Source organism: Jeotgalibacillus alimentarius, assembly GCF_000829445.1.
Taxonomy (GTDB): Bacteria; Bacillota; Bacilli; order Bacillales; family Jeotgalibacillaceae; genus Jeotgalibacillus; species Jeotgalibacillus alimentarius.
The window spans coordinates 86,776-103,977 of the sequence record NZ_JXRQ01000016.1 but is presented as its reverse complement, the minus strand read 5'-3'; the positions used below and the strand labels follow the sequence as shown (position 1 = coordinate 103,977).

At 45.1% G+C, this 17,202-nt stretch carries 14 protein-coding genes and 2 riboswitches; of the genes, 5 read left to right on the top strand and 9 right to left on the bottom strand.

Translation table 11 applies throughout. The annotated features are described in order from the left end of the window. The first annotated feature begins 100 nt into the window (after window positions 1-100). The 3 genes from recQ (at window position 101) to KP77_RS06805 (ending at window position 3,456) form a co-directional block, all read left to right on the top strand. Window positions 101-2,248 (top strand): DNA helicase RecQ, encoded by a 2,148-nt coding sequence (gene recQ, locus KP77_RS06815; protein ID WP_041121987.1) that lies wholly within the window; start codon window positions 101-103, stop codon window positions 2,246-2,248. A 51-nt stretch (window positions 2,249-2,299) separates the two neighbouring features. Continuing rightward, window positions 2,300-3,055 (top strand): tryptophan-rich sensory protein, encoded by a 756-nt coding sequence (locus KP77_RS06810; RefSeq protein WP_041121986.1) that lies wholly within the window; start codon window positions 2,300-2,302, stop codon window positions 3,053-3,055. Window positions 3,056-3,117: 62 nt separating this feature from the next. Then, window positions 3,118-3,456: a hypothetical protein gene (locus KP77_RS06805; RefSeq protein WP_152614688.1), complete on the top strand. Its 339-nt coding sequence runs from the start codon at window positions 3,118-3,120 to the stop codon at window positions 3,454-3,456. Window positions 3,457-3,489: 33 nt separating this feature from the next. Here KP77_RS06805 and map read toward each other — a convergent pair whose 3' ends face one another. Both map and thiT read right to left on the bottom strand, forming a co-directional pair. Beyond that, a complete protein-coding gene (gene map, locus KP77_RS06800) occupies window positions 3,490-4,242 on the bottom strand; it encodes a type I methionyl aminopeptidase (protein ID WP_041121984.1) in 753 nt (250 codons plus the stop codon). A gap of 349 nt (window positions 4,243-4,591) precedes the next feature. Then, window positions 4,592-5,164 (bottom strand): energy-coupled thiamine transporter ThiT, encoded by a 573-nt coding sequence (gene thiT / locus KP77_RS06795; protein WP_041121983.1) that lies wholly within the window; start codon window positions 5,162-5,164, stop codon window positions 4,592-4,594. A 109-nt stretch (window positions 5,165-5,273) separates the two neighbouring features. Further along, window positions 5,274-5,375: riboswitch (TPP riboswitch) on the bottom strand. A 109-nt stretch (window positions 5,376-5,484) separates the two neighbouring features. On the opposite strand from thiT, the gene KP77_RS06790 reads away from it, so the two are divergent. Beyond that, window positions 5,485-6,507, top strand: a complete 1,023-nt coding sequence (locus KP77_RS06790) for an FUSC family protein (protein ID WP_041121982.1) — start codon at window positions 5,485-5,487, stop codon at window positions 6,505-6,507. Window positions 6,508-6,757: 250 nt separating this feature from the next. On the opposite strand, the gene metH is transcribed toward KP77_RS06790, so the two are convergent. The 3 genes from metH to KP77_RS06775 all read right to left on the bottom strand — a co-directional run bounded on the left by metH (window position 6,758) and on the right by KP77_RS06775 (window position 13,068). After that, complete coding sequence (gene metH / locus KP77_RS06785) at window positions 6,758-10,219, bottom strand: methionine synthase (RefSeq protein ID WP_052474011.1); 3,462 nt, start codon at window positions 10,217-10,219, stop codon at window positions 6,758-6,760. Then, complete coding sequence (locus KP77_RS06780; protein WP_041121980.1) at window positions 10,173-12,017, bottom strand: bifunctional homocysteine S-methyltransferase/methylenetetrahydrofolate reductase; 1,845 nt, start codon at window positions 12,015-12,017, stop codon at window positions 10,173-10,175. Before KP77_RS06780 ends, metH begins: the two co-directional genes overlap by 47 nt. A 203-nt stretch (window positions 12,018-12,220) precedes the next feature. Beyond that, window positions 12,221-12,328, bottom strand: a riboswitch (SAM riboswitch). A gap of 209 nt (window positions 12,329-12,537) precedes the next feature. Then, a complete protein-coding gene (locus tag KP77_RS06775) occupies window positions 12,538-13,068 on the bottom strand; it encodes a DUF4352 domain-containing protein (RefSeq protein ID WP_041121979.1) in 531 nt (176 codons plus the stop codon). 146 nt (window positions 13,069-13,214) lie between these two features. On the opposite strand from KP77_RS06775, the gene KP77_RS06770 reads away from it, so the two are divergent. After that, complete coding sequence (locus KP77_RS06770) at window positions 13,215-13,856, top strand: SOS response-associated peptidase (protein WP_041121978.1); 642 nt, start codon at window positions 13,215-13,217, stop codon at window positions 13,854-13,856. 19 nt (window positions 13,857-13,875) lie between these two features. On the opposite strand, the gene KP77_RS06765 is transcribed toward KP77_RS06770, so the two are convergent. The 4 genes from KP77_RS06765 to KP77_RS06750 form a co-directional block, all read right to left on the bottom strand. Further along, window positions 13,876-14,532, bottom strand: coding sequence for a potassium channel family protein (locus KP77_RS06765; RefSeq protein WP_041121977.1), 657 nt, complete (start codon window positions 14,530-14,532; stop codon window positions 13,876-13,878). A gap of 28 nt (window positions 14,533-14,560) precedes the next feature. After that, the gene (locus tag KP77_RS06760) at window positions 14,561-15,307 is read right to left on the bottom strand and encodes an STAS domain-containing protein (RefSeq protein ID WP_041121976.1); all 747 of its coding nucleotides are present in this window, start codon (window positions 15,305-15,307) and stop codon (window positions 14,561-14,563) included. A 3-nt stretch (window positions 15,308-15,310) separates the two neighbouring features. Further along, window positions 15,311-15,970, bottom strand: coding sequence for a cobalamin B12-binding domain-containing protein (locus tag KP77_RS06755; RefSeq protein WP_041121975.1), 660 nt, complete (start codon window positions 15,968-15,970; stop codon window positions 15,311-15,313). Window positions 15,971-16,055: 85 nt separating this feature from the next. Beyond that, window positions 16,056-17,183 carry a DEAD/DEAH box helicase gene (locus tag KP77_RS06750; protein WP_041121974.1) on the bottom strand — a complete coding sequence of 376 codons (1,128 nt, stop codon included), beginning with the start codon at window positions 17,181-17,183 and terminating at the stop codon, window positions 16,056-16,058. Window positions 17,184-17,202 lie beyond the last annotated feature (19 nt).

The following is a 17,202-nucleotide window of genomic DNA, read 5'->3' as shown; positions in this document are numbered from 1 at the left end:
ATGCGGAAAGCGTTCCCCCTGGAGCGGAAATCACCAGCCATTTTAACAGAGCTATTACCTTTAACATACAAAAGACCATACAAGGAAGGAATGATTCACCATGATTAACCAGGCCCAGCATGCCCTTCATACATACTTCGGATACGATTCGTTCAGACCCGGCCAGGACCGGATGATCGAATCCATACTCGACCGGAAAAATGCACTCGGCATCATGCCAACCGGCGGAGGAAAATCACTCTGCTATCAGATCCCCGGACTCGTCATGGAAGGTACTGCACTTGTCATCTCTCCGCTTATCTCCCTGATGAGAGACCAGGTGGATGCATTAAATGAAAATGGCATTTCCGCAACATACATTAACAGTACACTGACTGCAGCTGAAACGAGAGAAAGACTTCAGAACCTTCGTGAAGGACGCTATAAGTTCGTCTATGCAGCGCCTGAACGCTTTGATTCTGCTTCCTTCTTCAATGCAGTTTCAGATATAGAACTCTCACTGATCGCTTTTGATGAAGCGCACTGTATCTCGCAATGGGGGCATGATTTCAGACCGAGTTACCGGACGATTGTGGACACCATCAGACTGCTGCCAAACCTGCCTGTTCTTACCGCACTGACTGCAACAGCAACTGATAAAGTCATCCAGGATATCACCTCGCTTCTGTCCATTGACCCCCATCATATTGTCAATACAGGATTCGCACGTGATAACCTGTCTTTTCACGTTGTAAAAGGAGCCGATAAGCATTCCTTTTTAACAAGCTTTTTAAAAGAGAAAAAAGATGAGACAGGCATTATTTATACTGCTACAAGAAAAGAAGCGGATCAGCTGACAGGCTGGCTGAATCAGCAGAACCGCAGTGCCGTCTGCTATCACGCCGGACTCCCTGAAGAAGAGCGTAATGAAGCGCAGCGTAAATTTATCTATGATGAGGCAAAGCTGATCGTCGCAACCAATGCATTTGGTATGGGGATCGATAAAAGTAACGTCCGATTTGTCATTCATTATCAGCTGCCGATGAATATGGAATCGTACTATCAGGAAGCCGGACGTGCAGGTCGAGATGGAGAACCTGCTGACTGTTACCTGCTCTACAGCCCTCAGGATTCCATGCTGCAGAAGTTTTTAATTGAGCAGTCGATCGCGAATGAAAGAAAACGCAATGAAGAATATGCAAAGCTTCAGCAGATGATTAATTACTGTCACAGTCACAGCTGTCTGCCGCGCTTTATTCTCGAGTACTTTGAAGACCATCAGATGACGGCTGACTGCGGTCACTGCAGCAGCTGTCTCGACAGCCGTGAAAAAACGGATCGCACCAGAGAGGTTCAGATGATCTTATCGACTGTCAAAAGAATGGGCGAACGTTTCGGGACTGGACTGACTGCCAAAGTGTTAAAAGGCTCCCGCAACAAAAAACTGATTGAAGCGGGACTTGACCGCGTCACAACTTATGGTCTGATGAATCAGAAATCTGAAAAGCAGATCACAGAATTGATTCAGCTGCTGATTGCAGAAGGTTTTATTGCGTTAGAGGGCGGTCAGTATCCGACGCTTAAGCTGACGCAGGATGCTCTGCCAGTTTTAAAAGGTGAGCAGGAAGTCTGGCTGAAATCAGGGTTCCAGCTGCACCAGCAGCAGGCAGATTATGATGAACCGCTATTTGAACAGCTCAGACAGGTCCGTTCGAGTCTTGCAAAAGAACACGCGGTACCGCCTTATGTCATATTTTCAGATGCTACACTCCGGGAAATGGCGCAGCACTATCCTGAAACTGAGGAAGATATGCGTGCGATTAAAGGTGTCGGTGAGAGAAAGCTGCAATCCTACGGCAGTCCATTCACTGAAGTCGTTGCCGCCTATATCAAAGAGCATGGTAAAAATAATCACATGGTACCTGTACCGGGTCCGGCAGAACCGAAAAAGCCGCAGGTCACCGGTGACCCCGATCTTCCAAGTCACCTGTTCAGTTATGAACTGTATCAGGAAGGCAAGTCTATTACTGAAATCGCAAAGTTGAGACAATTAACAGGCCAGACAATCGAACGTCACCTTCAAAAAGCTTATGAAGAAGGCCATTCGCTTGATTTCAGCAACTGGTTCACAGAGGAAACAGAGCGGCTGATATTGACTACAAGAGATCAGATGGAGATCCCGGGACTGAAACCGCTCAAAGAATCACTGCCTGAAGAAATCAGCTATACACAGATCAAGATGGCACTTGTAAAAAACCAGCTCGTCTGAAGGATTTTTTTCCTCCTGAAGGGAATAGAGTGAGTGACAGGAGGTTTTTTGATGAAACAGTTTTGGGCAAATTTTATCGCATTGGCTGCCGTCATTACCGTTAATGCACTCGCAAATATTATTCCAATTAACGGCCAGACGACAGGAGAAATTTCAAACCGGCTGAATGTTTTATTCACCCCGGCTGGATATGTATTTTCAATCTGGGGGCTTATTTACTTACTATTAACACTGTGGGTATTAAAAGGTGCCTTGAAATCCCAGCGCAAAAAAGAAGTGTTTCAGAATACTTCTTTTATGTTTGTGATCAGCTGTCTATTGAATATTTCATGGATCCTGCTGTGGCACTATGAATTCTTCCCGGTATCAGTAGCAGTCATTGCCGGACTATTAATCTCAATCATTATTATTTACTCAAAAATTAAGCAGGCAAAATACAGCTTTTGGGACCTGCTTCCGTTTTCTGTGTATATGGGCTGGGTCAGCGTTGCAACAGTCGCCAATACGGCTTACACAGTGAACGAAGCCGGATGGGACGGACTTGGCATTGCATCATCCGTCTGGACGGTCGCACTGCTGATCATCGCGGCTGCACTGGCACTGGGTATCCGTTATAAGGAAAGCGACTGGGTCTACCCCCTAGTCTTTATCTGGGCATTTATCGGGATAGGCGTACAGAATGAAGGCGAACAATCAGCTGTTGTTTTCACTGCTTACGGGTTGAGTGTTGTCATATTGATCGGTCTGTTCACTTTACGCCAAAAGAACAAAAGCAGCTTCAGCAACAGAAAGCTTTCTTTTAAATAGCCGGGCATTTATCGCGCTGATCATGTAAAATAGGGATTGAAGTTTTTTTGAAAAGAGGTTTTATGTTGGACGGGCAATTACTATTCTCTATGTTTTTGGCTACACTTCTTGTGGGGCCGGTTTTGATGATTATCTCAATCGTTTTCGGTTTAAAGAAGAACAGAAAATGGCTATGGATTACGAACGCCGGATTTCTTATTCTGACCATCGCCATCGCTGCTTATTACCTGCTGCAGATAGATCAAATCGCTGCACAAAATCCGACGCCGGGCGGAACAGGTGTGCTTGTGATGCTGCTTATTTCATCATGGGTGTCAGTTCCGACTGCGATTTCATTCTTCCTTCTTGCAGGTGCAATTTTTATGGAACAGCGAAAGAAAGCAAAAGAAATTCAGGCATAACAAAAGGACTTGTGATGACACAAGTCCTTTTTGTTATGCTTGTTTTGTTTCCGTTAAAATAATCGGCTCACCTTTTGTAATAACGATTGTGTGTTCAATTTGTGCCACAAGGCTGCCGTCCGGCGTCTTATATGTCCAGCCATCATTTTGCTCTTCCACAAAATCCGCACCTGAAGAAATAAACGGTTCAAATGCAAGGACTGTTCCTTCTTTCAGTAATTCATTGTCCCACGGATCATGATAGTTCAGGATGTGGTCTGGTGCTTCATGAAGTGATTTACCAACCCCATGACCTGTCAGGTTTGTGATAACCTGATAACCATTCTGTCTGGCAACACGTGATACGGTTTTTCCAAGCTGGCTCTTTTTAGATCCGGCTTTTGCTTTTTTCAGTGCAAGTGTAAAAGCTTCCTCAGCAGTCGCGCACAGTTTTTCCAGTGCTGCATTCTCACCGACTACAAAAGAAATACCTGTATCAGCAAAATAACCGTCAAGTGATCCTGACACATCAATATTAACAAGGTCTCCTTCATTGATCACACGGCTGCCTGGAATACCATGTGCGACCTCGTCGTTCACACTGATGCATGTATAGCCTGGAAAGTTATATTCTCCTTTAGGTCCGGAAATCGCACCGTAGTGCTCAAATTTCTGCTTTCCGATCTCATCAAGTTCAGCTGTTGTCACACCTGGTTTAGTTGCAGCACGCATTTCATCGCGAATCTCTGCAACGATGGAACCGATTTTCTTCAATGCTTCTAATTCTTCGTTATTCTGTACGATCATTCGATTCTCTCCTTGCTTTATAATGGTCCACTATATCATATGTAGGGTGGGGAATGCATGAACAATGCTGACATTATTAATGTTTGAATATTTTTCTTTTAATATACCGAAAAGGCTGAGACAAAAGTGTCTCAGCCTCCGTAACCGGTTCACTGCGCTGCAGGCGGTGCTTTCCGGACGTGGGCCGTTTTTTGGCCCCATCCCAAGCCTCCTCGAGCTTCGCTCTGCGGGGTCTCAGCTATCCCGCTAATCGTTCCGGAGTCACCACCCTCCGCTCCGTTACCTCGGAAATTACTAAATCATGCATATCTAATCATACTACTATTATATTAAAGCCTGTCATCTTTGGTTAAGCACCTGTCATCTGACGGTTGGTCGCGACTCTTGGCACTGAGATAAGCAGTGTTGCGAGTACGATTGATGTCAGGATGAATGCAGGGCCCATGTAGGAACCGTTATAGCCTAGTGAGAATAGCCATGCAGGCACGCCTTCACTTCCTGATCCGAAGAAGATAACGCCCGCAAGAAAATGACATGTAAATCTCAGCAGCGCACCGATGAATACGCCAAGCGTAATATAGACTGCTGCTTTTTTCATGGAGCCTTCTTCAAGTGAACGCTTCACTGTCGCTGCAAAAATTCCGGCGAACCCAATGACTGTAAACGCCAGCGGGTAATCAAGAATCCCCTGAACAGGATCAATAATATACGCCCCGAACATTGTCTGAAGCAGTCCGACTAGAAAGCCTGTTAGAAGACCTCCCTTTAACCCCCATCGAAATGCCATGAGTACGATTGGTACCATGACAAAGCTAATCGATCCACCCTGTGGCCAGAGACTAAATGAAAACTGGTCCAGGATAATGCCGATTGCTGAAAAGATGGCAACCTCTGTTAAAAATAATAACTTCTTGCGTTCCATTCCTTTTTCCTCCTTAAGCGAAATTGATGCAGCTCGCACAGAGGGGAATTCAACGGGCCCAAAAAATATAAAAAAGGCCCCGGGGATAGAAACCCGGGACCTTGAATCAGTCCGTTTCCATCCACATTCCTGCGTAAGCATTAACTTACAGGTTCGAAGGGTCTGAACAAATTGTTCACTCTCAGCCAATATGGCTCCCCTTGTGGAAATTGCATCTTCACTCATTGTAACGCAAATTCAGAAACTTGTCATGTCCCCCACTTTTTGTATGCTATACTATAACACGTCGAATTAATCAGCTGAAAGGAGGTTCTGACTGCATGAAGTGGCTTAAAAAAAGATTTATTGGCGGAAGAATTTTAAAAACAGGTGTGGCCGTTTTTTTAACTGCACTCATTTGCCAGCTGTTCAACCTACCAGTGGTATTTGCTGTCATTACAGCGATCGTCACCATCGAGCCGACAGCCGCAGACTCGATCAAAAAAGGGCTGATCCGTTTTCCCGCTTCAGCAATCGGGGCCTCTATCGCGATGGTTGCTACATTTCTGCTCGGCGATACAGCGATTACATATACAATCTCAGCGGTCCTGACGATCTATATCTGTTACAAGCTCAAGCTTGATGCGGGTATGCTTGTCGCAACACTGACTGCAGTAGCTATGATCCCCGGAACAGAGGATCATTTCCTGCTTGAATTTGTCAAAAGACTTGGTACAACCGGCATCGGGATATTAACTTCTACATTAGTAAACTTCCTGCTGATGCCGCCTAAATATAAAGATCAGATTATCGCGCTTATTACTGAAGCAGAGTCAAAGCTGACACAGCTGCTTGCTGAAAGAATGAATGAATTGCTTGATCAAAAGCAGTCTGCGATCAGCCTTGAAGCTGCATCCAATCAGCTTCGCACAAAGCTTGACCGCGCTGAAATGTTTTGCAGATTCCAGCTTCAGGAGTGGCACTACCATTCATATAAACGTGAAGAAATGAATGAACTGCAGAGTTATCAGAAAAAAATCTATCTCCTCAGACAGCTGTCATTCCATTTAGCCAACCTGATCTCACTGCCTTCAGATGATGCACCGGATTGGTGTATGGAAGAAAAGCAGGCAGTCAGAACGCTCGTGTCACAGTTGAATAACCGGATTATCAGAAGCGGTGAACAGGAGCCGGTTGATGCGGAAGCACTCGCTCTGCTCCGGCACGAGCTGAAAGGTGAAACCGATGAAGACGAACTGCCTGACAAGAGTTATATTTATTTTGAACTGTTGACAATTCACGCTTTACTGAAGAAGCGTAGATCGTTTGTGAAAGTGCCGAGCGCCAAGCCGGAAGAACTTTAATTGTTGTGAAGTAGAAAAAAGCCGGGGAGCCCCGGCTTTTTTTTGTATTAATTTTTTACTGATTAGGAGTGATTGTTCACGCAAGTCGATAGTCCCGAAGTGTTGAAGATTAGCAAATTAGCGTTGAACATGCGGCTGTAAGCGGCGAACACAGGACGTCGAGCGGCGAACAATCAACTTTTACACTCGAACATCAGCCACCGAACGCCGAACCCACGATCGAGCATCTCACCACACACACTCAGCACCCCTACATCACATTAAAATATCTCGCATCCGGATGCGCAAAAACAATCGCTGATACGCTTGCCTCAGGCTCCATCATAAATCCGTCTGTCAGCTGAACGCCGATTTCCTCGGGGCGGATCAGCTTAAATAATTTTTCCTGATCCTCAAGTTCAGGGCACGCAGGGTAGCCAAATGAAAAGCGCTGGCCCTGGTATTTTGCACTGAATCGCTCCTGCATGGTGAAGTCCACAGGATCCGGGAAGCCCCAGCGGTCTCTCATCTGCTGATGCAGCAGTTCTGCGAAACCTTCAGCTGTTTCCAGTGCAAGTGCCTGAAGTGCATGACTTTCAAGGAAACGTCCTTCCTCTTTATACTGCTGTGCTTTTTCACGGATGCCTCTGCCGGCAGTGACGGTAAAAAATCCGACGTAATCCATTTCTCCACTATCTTTTGAATGGAGATAATCAGCCAGGCAAAGGTATGGTGCTCTCGGCTGACGGGGGAAAGTAAAGCGTTCAATTTCAACGTCTGTGTCAGGGTGATAGATAATGACATCATCCCCTTCACTTTGTGCCGGAAAGAACTGATAGACTGCTGCAGGTGTGATCAGTCCTTCACGCTTCACATCCTGAATCAGATGATCCACTGTTTCTTTTACCTTAAGCGTCTTTTCATCTTTTTCCTCAAGAAGCCTTGAGATCTTGCCTTTTACACCAAGGTGGTGACCGAGCAGCATCTGCATATTGATATAGGCTTCCACATGGGCGACAGAATAAGAACTGATGACATGGCGCTTCGTATCATTTGGTACAAATACAGGCGCTTGTGCTACAGCCGGTTTGTCCATCACGCCAACCGGTGCTTCTCTTGCAGGTCGGGGCTCCTGGGATTGAAGTTTTTCCTGCTTAGCAAAGATTTCTTCACTGAGCTTCGCCCGCTCCAGCTCATCCTGAAGCTGATTGGCCAGGCTCAGTCCGTTCATCGCATCTTTTGCATAAAGCACAAGTCCGTCATAGTGGTTGGAAATTTTCGTATCCACAAACTTTCTCGACAGTGCTGCCCCGCCAACGAGGATCGGTACATCCAGCCCTTTTTCCCGCATATCACCAGCTGTAATGACCATTTGCTGAGCGGATTTCACTAGCAGTCCTGACAATCCTACAATATCCGGCTTTTCCCGCTCGATTGCTTCAATTAATTCAGGAGGTGTTACCTTAATTCCAAGGTCAACAACTTCGTAACCATTGTTGCTGAGAATAATCTCTACTAAGTTTTTGCCGATGTCATGTACGTCCCCTTTAACTGTAGCGAGAATGACTTTCCCTTTAGAAGAGGATTCATCTGACGCTTCCATGTGCGGCTCAAGGTACGCAACTGCTGCTTTCATCACTTCGGCGCTCTGCAGTACTTCAGCAACGATCAGCTGATTATCATTAAAGAGCCGGCCGACTTCCTTCATCCCTGTCATAAGCGGCCCGTTAATGATTGATAAAGGCTCATCAAACGCTTCAAGAGCCTGTTCAAGGTCAGGCAGCAGCCCTTCCTTTGTCCCTTCCACGACGTAATAAGCGAGTCTTTCATCAAGTGTCATATCCGGTAAATCAGAAATTGTCTCTTTTTTCTTACCGCGATAAAAGGCTGTAAATTCAGCTAACGTTTCATCTGTTGTTTCAAATAACAGCTTTTCAGCCATTTTGACCTCTTCAGGATCAATCGAAGCAAAGCGTTCCAATTTCTCAGTATTGACAATCGCATAGTCCAGGCCGGCAAGCGTACAGTGATACAGGTATACTGCATTTAACACTTCACGGCCAACCGGCGGAAGACCAAATGACACATTACTCACGCCCAGCACAGTTTGTGTGTCAGGAAAGGCTTCTTTTATTAAACGAATCCCTTCAACCGTGGCATTGGCAGATCCGATATATTGTTCATCCCCTGTTCCAACCGGGAAGACGAGCGGATCGAAAATGATATCAGTCGGGTCAACACCGTAATCCTCAGTCAGGATCTGATAAGAGCGCGCGGCAATCTCGAGCTTTCTTTCAGCTGACACGCCCATTCCTTTTTCATCAATCGTTCCGACTACGAGTGCAGCGCCGTATTGTTTGACAAGCGGCACTACTGCATCAAAGCGCTCAAGTCCATCTTCAAGGTTGATCGAGTTGATAATCGATTTCCCCTGCGAGTAGCGGAGCGCTTTTTCAATGACGATTTCATCCGTTGAATCAATGACAAGCGGCACTTTCACTTTCTTGACAACTTCCTGCATGAAGACTTCCATATCAGCTTCTTCTTCTCTGTCAGGGTCAGCGAGACAGATATCAATCACATGTGCGCCTTTTTTAACCTGGGCACGTGCAATTTCAGAAGCTTCTTCAATTTTCCCTTCTGCAATCAGCCTCTTAAACTTTCTTGATCCAATCACGTTTGTACGTTCACCGATCATAAGTGGACGCATAGACGGATCGTCATAGATCAGCGGTTCAATTCCTGACACGGTATGTTCTTTTTTCGGCTTATATTTTCTTGGCTCATAGTTTTTCATGACTTCAGCGATCGCACGGATATGGTCAGGTGTCGTTCCGCAGCAGCCGCCTACGATATTCAGCCAGCCCTTTTCAGCGAACCCTGCGAGCTTCTTCGCCAGTGTTTCAGGTGTTTCATGATAGATACCCTCTTCATCCGGCAGCCCTGCGTTTGGATAACAGCTCACATAAGACTGATTAATGTCAGCCAGTGAACGGATATGATCCTGCATGAATTCAGGGCCTGTCGCACAGTTCAGGCCGACTGATACAGGATTCATATGCTCTACGCTGATATAGAAAGAGTCAATCGTCTGTCCTGCAAGTGTCGTACCCATCGGCTCGATTGTCCCTGATATCATGAGCGGCAGTTCTTTCCCAGTCTTCCTGAACGCATCCTGAATGCCGAGGAATGCACTTTTTACATTTAGTAAATCCTGACTCGTCTCGACCAGCAGCAGGTCTGAACCGCCGTCAATCAGGCCTCTCGCCTGTTCAGCATAGGACTCCTTCAGCTGATCAAATGTAGCACCGCCAGTTACACTCAGCGTTTTAGTCGTTGGCCCCATTGAGCCTGCCACAAAACGCGGGCGGTCTTCAGTAGACCATTTCTGCGCTGACTTTTTGGCAATTTCTGCGCCAAGTCTTGACAGTTCATATGCATCCTTTGCGATGTCATACTCCTCAAGGACAACGCTCATACTGCCAAATGTGTTCGTTTCTACGATATCTGCGCCTGCTTCAAAATAGGCGTCATGGATTTTCTCAAGTACATCCGGACGGGTTCTATTCAGGTTTTCGTTACATCCTTCAAGGTCTTCCCCTCCAAAATCCTCTGCTGTCAGATTGGCGTCCTGCAGCATTGTGCCCATCGCACCATCCATAATCAGAATTCTTTTTTCAAGCTGTTCAGTAAATCGCACGTTCTTGTCCCCCTCGCTTTGCCGCCTGCTCATTGGCATAGCGTGTTAATTCGGCTGTCATTTCATAACGCATAAATGGTGTAATGAGATAGATTCCGTTGAATAAATCAAGTGCAGTATCAATCAGTGACTTCGTAATTGCAAGTCCTTCCAGGTATGATTTCTCACGGTCCCCTGATACAGCAGCCATTCGGTCTCTCACCTGTTCAGTCAACTTAATACCCGGTACTTCATTATGAAGGAAATCAGCATTTTTACTGCTGGTCAGCGGCATCAGACCGATATAGACAGGTTTGCCAAGGTCCTTGACTGCTTCTGCTGTTTCAATCAGCTTTTCTTCTGAAAATACCGGCTGACTCATAAAATAATCCGCACCTGCTGTGATTTTTTTCTCAAGACGCTGCACTGCTCTCTCTACACTTCTGACATTCGGGTTAAAAGCAGCGCCAATTGTAAATGACGCTTTCTCACCGAGGTCTTTTCCTGACATTGACATGCCGTTATTCAGCTGCTGAATCATTTCGATCAGCTCAAATGAAGAAACGTCATACACAGAAGCGGCGCCAGGAAAGTCTCCTACCTTTGTGGGATCACCTGTAACTGCTAAAATGTCATGCAGGCCAAGTGTATGAAGCCCCATCAGATGACTTTGAAGACCGATCAGATTCCGGTCTCTGCATGTCAGGTGAACGAGTGGCCGAACACCCTGCTCTTTAATCAAATAGCCAAGTGATTCATTTGATACCCTCGGGCTTGCCAGTGAATTATCGGCAAGCGTCACCGCATCAGCTCCAGCTGCTCCAAGTGCTTTTGCGCCTTCAATAAACTTGTCCGTCTGAAGTTTTTTTGGCGGGTCGAGTTCAACGATCACTGATTTTCTTCTGTCAACAATCTCAGGAAGGGGCTCCGGCAAATCTTTTTCGCGGGCATGCAGGATAATCTTCTCAGCCTTCTCCACTTTTTTCTCTGTAACCGGCGTGAGTCCTTTAAGTGCCTGACTGAAAGCTCTGACGTGATCTGGCGTTGTACCGCAGCATCCGCCAAGCAGCCTGATACCCTGCTCTCTAAAAGCTGGTGCCACTTCTCCAAAATACGTTGCATTATTACTGTATTGAAGAGAGCCCTCTGAATAGGAAGGCAGGCTAGCATTCGGATAACACGACAGATATGCTTTTTCGGGAAGCGGTACCTGTTCAAGGGACTTAATCATATGAAACGGCCCCTGCCTGCAGTTCAATCCGACAACATCTGCACCAAGGGATTCAAGCTCGAGCAATGCTTCAGCAACAGGCTTTCCGTTTTGCATTACATCCGGCTCTTGCACGGAAATATGAGCAATAATCGGGATATCTGTTTCATTTCTCGAAATCTCCACAACAGTCGCCAGTTCCTCAAAATCGTAATACGTTTCAAACAACAGTCCGTCTACTCCTTCCAAAAGTAAACAGTAAAGCTGTTCTCTGAATGTCCGCTTGATTTCATTAATTTCAATAGATTGCGGACGGAAACTTCTGATCCCGCCTATCGTGCCAAGGATAAATGTATCTTCTGCTGCAGCAGCCTTTGCATTTTTAACTGCAGCAGTATTAATCTCTTTTACTTTCTCTTCAAGTCCATACCTTTCAAGCTTATGATAATTGGCTCCATAGGTATTGGTCTGAATGACATCTGCACCCGCGTCAATATACGCTTGATGAATCTGCTGAATGTGGGCTGCCTGTGACAGATTTAATTCTTCAAAACACTGGTCAGAACCGTATGAATACAGGAGGGTTCCCATTGCGCCGTCACCGATTAAAATTCTTTGCTTCATTTCATCAAGTAAATTCATTCTTTCACCCTTCCTGATACGTGTATATATGAAAAGCGGAAGGTGCTCGTTCAGCTCTGACAGGCATAAGACGCGCATCGGAAAACGGGTGACCTTTCCCGTTTATCGATGCGTGGCTTATGACCCGAAGAGCTAGCACCTGAAGCTAGACAATAAAAAAAGCCTTCTTATTTCATAGATAAGAAGGCTTTAGAGTTCTAAGCTTCTTATCTTCCCTGTCTGCTGACAGGATGGATTTAGCACCTTTTCACTGTTCGTGAAGGTTGCTGAGGTTTCAACGGGCCTTTTCCCTCCGCCTCTCTTGATAAGAATCCACGCTATTCAATTAATTATGACAACTTTACAAGAAAGATGGCTGTCATGTCAATAGGGAGGTTACTTTTAACTGAAGCTCCATTTGAGCTGGCTGGTGACTTTCCGCTCCAGCCACCAGCTTTGCATAAACCACATGTAACTTCTTCAAAGCGTAATATAAAAAAGAAATGACACTTTCAATCAGTGTCATTTCTCTCATCATTCATTAATCCAGTGATGTAATCCCCGGAAGTCTCCATTCGATTTCTTCTTCATTGAATGTGCCGAAGAGCTTGAATGCTGTTGCTGCTGCTGATTCGTACTGAAGTGGTACTTCAACTGATTCTCCTGCCGCGACTGTCCATTCTGACGTTTCACCGTACGCCGTTTTTTCTTCATCTGCAAGGTCAGTCAGCATGAAATCTTCGTATGATAAAGTGAGATCTTCTTCTCCATTATTCATGACTGTCATGTTGATTTCATATACGCGGTTCGTATCATCGATCTGTTCAGATACACCTGCGTCTGTCACTGTCATTGTAAGATCACCAGCTGTTACTTCGTCATCCACAAGGTAAAGTGTTGGCTCTTCAGCTGTTTCTTCGCTGTCAGCAGATTCTTCTGTTGCAGCCTCTTCCTCAGTTGTTTCTTCTGTTGTTGCTTCTTCTTCTGTTTCTGCAGGTTCAGATGAATCATCTGAACACGCTGCAAGCATAAGTGCAGCTGCCATGGCAGATACTAACCAAAATTTCTTCATATGGAATACCCTCCTGAATATGTATGTCTATGGCCAGTATGATTCGTAAACCGAAACAAATCAAGCGATACCCTTTAAAAGGAAATAAGTTTAAATCTTCTCTATCTTTGCAATATTTTGTTACAATTTTTTATGAGGTGATTGTTATGTGCGGAAGGTTTTCATTAGTTGAAGCGATGCATGACCTGCAGGCTTATTACCAATTTGAAATGCGGGATGATTTTCTTTATACACCAAACCGGAATCTTGCACCAAGCCAGTCCGCTGCAGCTGTTGTCGAGCTGAATGGAAAACGGTATCCTGCTAGTTTCAGATGGGGATTGATTCCTCCTTTTGCAAAAGACCAGAAAATCGGATTTAAGACTTTCAATGCACGGTCTGAAACTGTCTCTGAGAAGCCAAGCTTTAAAAAAGCGTTTGAGTCTAAGCGGTGTCTGATTCCTGCGACTTCTTTTTATGAATGGAAAAAATCAGGGAAAGAAAAACAGCCCTTTGAGATCAAAAGGCGGGATGGAGATCCGATTACATTTGCCGGGCTTTGGGAATCCTGGCGCAGCGGAGATGAACTGGTCAGAAGCTGCACCATTTTGACAACTGAACCAAATGACCTGATGGCTGATATTCATAATCGGATGCCTGTCATTCTTGAGCGTACTGACTTTGACACATGGCTGAACCCTGATGCAGAGTCGTCATCTCTGCATCAATTGCTGAAACCATGTGCAGGTGATCTGCTTACTGCAGAGCCTATTTCGCGAGAACGATTCAAAAAATCCGCAGGCTCTTAAGCCCGCGGATTCTTTCTTGTTACACACCCTGCTTTTCAAAGCGGTGCAGTTTTCTGTTTTCTCCGATGACAATCAGGACATCATCTTTCTCAATACGGTCTTCACCGCTTACTGCCACAATTAAATCATGATTTCTATATATACCGACAATATTACAGCCGAACCGGTTTCTGACATTCAATGCAGCAATCGTTTTACCTGTGATCTTCTGGGTCGCTTTCATCTCAACCATTGAGTGTTCTTCTGAGAGTTCCACATAATCAATAAAGTGCTTTGAGGCCAGTCTGTGCGCAATCCGTCGCGCCATATCTTTTTCCGGACGGATGACACGTGTAGCACCAATCTTTTCAAGCACCTTCTGATGATACAGACTTGAAGCTTTTACCCAAATCTCTTTTACGCCCAGGTCCGTTAAAATAATCGTAGTCAGGATACTGGCTTCAATGTTTTCACCGAAAGAAACAACCACCAGGTCAAAGTTTCTGATTCCAGCCTGAACAAGGAGCTGTTCATCCTGCGCATCACCGTGGATGACATGTGTGGCAATATCAAAGTATTTATCTACTAACTCTGCATTGCGGTCCATCGCAAACACTTCTGCACCGATTTCATGGAACTCTTCGACCAGATGTCCTCCGAAACTGCCCAGTCCGAGTACTGCAAATTGTTTGTTCATGTCAATCCTTCTTTCTGTCTAAGCGCTTCTAATACACAATACGGGAAAGTTTATCTTCAAGATTATTAATAAAGGTAAGCTTTTGTATCATATGAACCTGGTGAAGGAAAGGAGCATGCTCCGGCTTCACACCCGTGATTGTACACGCTGTTCCAAACAGTGAAAAGCTTTTTATCATTTTTATCATCTCTTCAACACCTGCAGCATCCATCACTCCGACAGATTGCAAGTCGATGATGACCTCATCGATATTCTTCACATAAATGTTATCTAAAATACGCTGCTGATTCTGATGGATGAGTGCGACAGTTAAATCCCCGAACAATGGAATGAGAACAATTTCATCTGTTAATTCAATTGCAGCGGTACTCAATTCCCCAATTCTTTTCAAAGATTGCTCAAGCTCATTCTTTTTCAAAATCAGCTCCATATCGCTTTCTTCAAGGCGGCGCTTATGTTCTGTTACTTTCCCCATCAGCTGCATGAGCCGGTGATCCTCCTTCTGAAGCGCTACGGTGGCGAAGGTATCATCCCAGGTCATCAAAACAGAAAAGAGTGAAATAGCACCATCTATCGTCACTAAATTCAGCTCAATTTTTTCAGAATGCTTATCCTGCATAAACCTGACAGCTTTTTCACGGCTTTCATCATCTACCCAATCGAGAAATGAAGCTGCATGTCCAAGAAGCTTCTCAGTTTTCTTTGAAGATTCTATGATGTTTAAAGCATGGTCAATGATTACCACAGGCATAGGCATGGCATCAAGGTGGATCAATGTTTATTTTCCTCCTTCAACGCGAGCAGCCATCCATGCAGACAGTTCGCTTCCTTCCTGAATAATCGTCATTTTTGAGTCATCTGCTTTATCTAACAGCTGATCCGGGAGTGAAAGGAAACGGCCGCCGATTAACAGTTCAGTCTGTTCAAATCGTTCCATCAGCCTTTGAATATACGAGGGTACTCTTTCACCCTGTTTCAGCATACTGGCCGACATTCCGATTACATCAGGTTCCCAGTTAACTGCCATCGTAAGCACAAATTCTACAGGCAGGTTAGCCCCCATCAGGCGGACCTTATAGCCGTTCTCTTCAAAAATCTGTGCAATCATCCGGATACCCAGATCATGCTCTTCTTTTTCAACGCAGAAAAACAATGCACGCCCCTGATCCTGAGGTTTTTTTTGAATCCTCGGCAGAAGTACTTCATGTTTATAGCGGGCAAGTGTGAAATCACATGTTGTCGTAGCGAGGTGCTCGTCTGCAACTGAAATTTCATTCTCCTGCCACTTTTGTCCGATCTCCACCATTGCCGGTGTTAATAGACCATAAAAAATATCTTCAGTGGAAGTTCCCTTATCCACTTCATTCATTACAACTTCCCATGCTTTATCCTGATCTCCATCAAGAAGCACATCTGTAAAGTTCTTAACTGTTTCCATTTATTGATCACTCCTTATTTATTCGAGTGTCTGACGTCTATACAAATTCTCGTTGTTCTAAATAGGAAAGTCAACTATTCCACATTCAGGATTGGGAGGAAACAGTCTGCCATTCACCTCTGTACATCGTTACTTCCTGCAGTTCTACGCCAAGTTCTTTCGTGTAGCGTCTGATTTTCTTTACCTCTCCGGGCGTGACAAAAGACAGCACTGTTCCTTTTGCACCTGCCCGGCCGGTTCTGCCTGACCGGTGAATATATTGATCAAGTGATTCAGCAGCATCCATATGAATGACATACGTTACTTCTTCTATATCGAGGCCGCGCGTGGCAAGATCTGTTGCGAGAAGCAATGGCAGCTCACCTTTTCTGAACTTTCTCATTGCCGCTGCTCTCTGTTCCTTTGTCAGGTCACTATGCAGCGCAGCAATCTCAAGGTTTTTATAGTTCAGTTTTTCTGCTGCTGTCATCACATCAAGTACTTCCTGCATAAAAGCAAGTGACTTTTCCTGCTTCATAGCATCCATTCTCACCAAACGTCTGATCATATCGACTTTTTCACGATTCTCACAAATCATATATTGATGACGTACGTCACCCTGCTTAATGTCTTCACGCCCGACTTTTATGACTTCCGGTGATTTCATGATGCCTTTTCCATCTTCAATTACTTCTTCAGGAAGTGTCGCCGAAAACATTGCCAGCTGTCTCTGGTCCGCAAGTGTACTTTTAATGATCTGACCGATCGATTCTTTATGCTCCGGTAAAAGCAGCTGATCGGCTTCATCAAGAATCACTGTCCTGATTTCATGTGTTTTTAATTTCTTTTGTTTAATCAGTTCAAGGATCCGTCCAGGCGTCCCGACAATGACGTGCGGCTGCTTTTTCAGTTTCTCAAGCTGCCTTTTCGGGTTAGCGCCCCCAATAATAGAAGCGGATTTCAGTCCTGCTTCTTTTCCCCATTGCTGAAGAACATCAAGGATCTGCATCGACAACTCTTTTGATGGTGCCAGAATCAATGCCTGAGGAAGTTTCTGGTCTGCGTTCAGGTTTTCAATCAGAGGCAGGACATAGGACAACGTTTTACCTGTTCCTGTAGGTGATTCCGCAATCACGTCTTTTCCTTCTGTTAATAGCGGAATGACTTTTTCCTGTACAGCTGTCATATTCTCAAATCCTGATTCATTCCATTTATTTAGTGTTTTTTCAAGCATCTTATCCACTCTCCGTTCA

Excerpts from the sequence above, each read along its gene's own strand:
- KP77_RS06765 (WP_041121977.1), bottom strand. The coding sequence starts at position 14,532 with ATGAACAAACAATTTGCAGTACTCGGACTGGGCAGTTTCGGAGGACAT.
- KP77_RS06755 (WP_041121975.1), bottom strand. The coding sequence starts at position 15,970 with ATGGAAACAGTTAAGAACTTTACAGATGTGCTTCTTGATGGAGATCAG.
- metH (WP_052474011.1), bottom strand. The coding sequence starts at position 10,219 with ATGAGCAGGCGGCAAAGCGAGGGGGACAAGAACGTGCGATTTACTGAA.
- KP77_RS06750 (WP_041121974.1), bottom strand. The coding sequence starts at position 17,183 with ATGCTTGAAAAAACACTAAATAAATGGAATGAATCAGGATTTGAGAAT.
- KP77_RS06775 (WP_041121979.1), bottom strand. The coding sequence starts at position 13,068 with ATGAAGAAATTTTGGTTAGTATCTGCCATGGCAGCTGCACTTATGCTT.
- thiT (WP_041121983.1), bottom strand. The coding sequence starts at position 5,164 with ATGGAACGCAAGAAGTTATTATTTTTAACAGAGGTTGCCATCTTTTCA.
- KP77_RS06780 (WP_041121980.1), bottom strand. The coding sequence starts at position 12,017 with ATGAATTTACTTGATGAAATGAAGCAAAGAATTTTAATCGGTGACGGC.
- map (WP_041121984.1), bottom strand. The coding sequence starts at position 4,242 with ATGATCGTACAGAATAACGAAGAATTAGAAGCATTGAAGAAAATCGGT.
- recQ (WP_041121987.1), top strand. The coding sequence starts at position 101 with ATGATTAACCAGGCCCAGCATGCCCTTCATACATACTTCGGATACGAT.
- KP77_RS06810 (WP_041121986.1), top strand. The coding sequence starts at position 2,300 with ATGAAACAGTTTTGGGCAAATTTTATCGCATTGGCTGCCGTCATTACC.
- KP77_RS06790 (WP_041121982.1), top strand. The coding sequence starts at position 5,485 with ATGAAGTGGCTTAAAAAAAGATTTATTGGCGGAAGAATTTTAAAAACA.
- KP77_RS06805 (WP_152614688.1), top strand. The coding sequence starts at position 3,118 with ATGTTGGACGGGCAATTACTATTCTCTATGTTTTTGGCTACACTTCTT.
- KP77_RS06770 (WP_041121978.1), top strand. The coding sequence starts at position 13,215 with ATGTGCGGAAGGTTTTCATTAGTTGAAGCGATGCATGACCTGCAGGCT.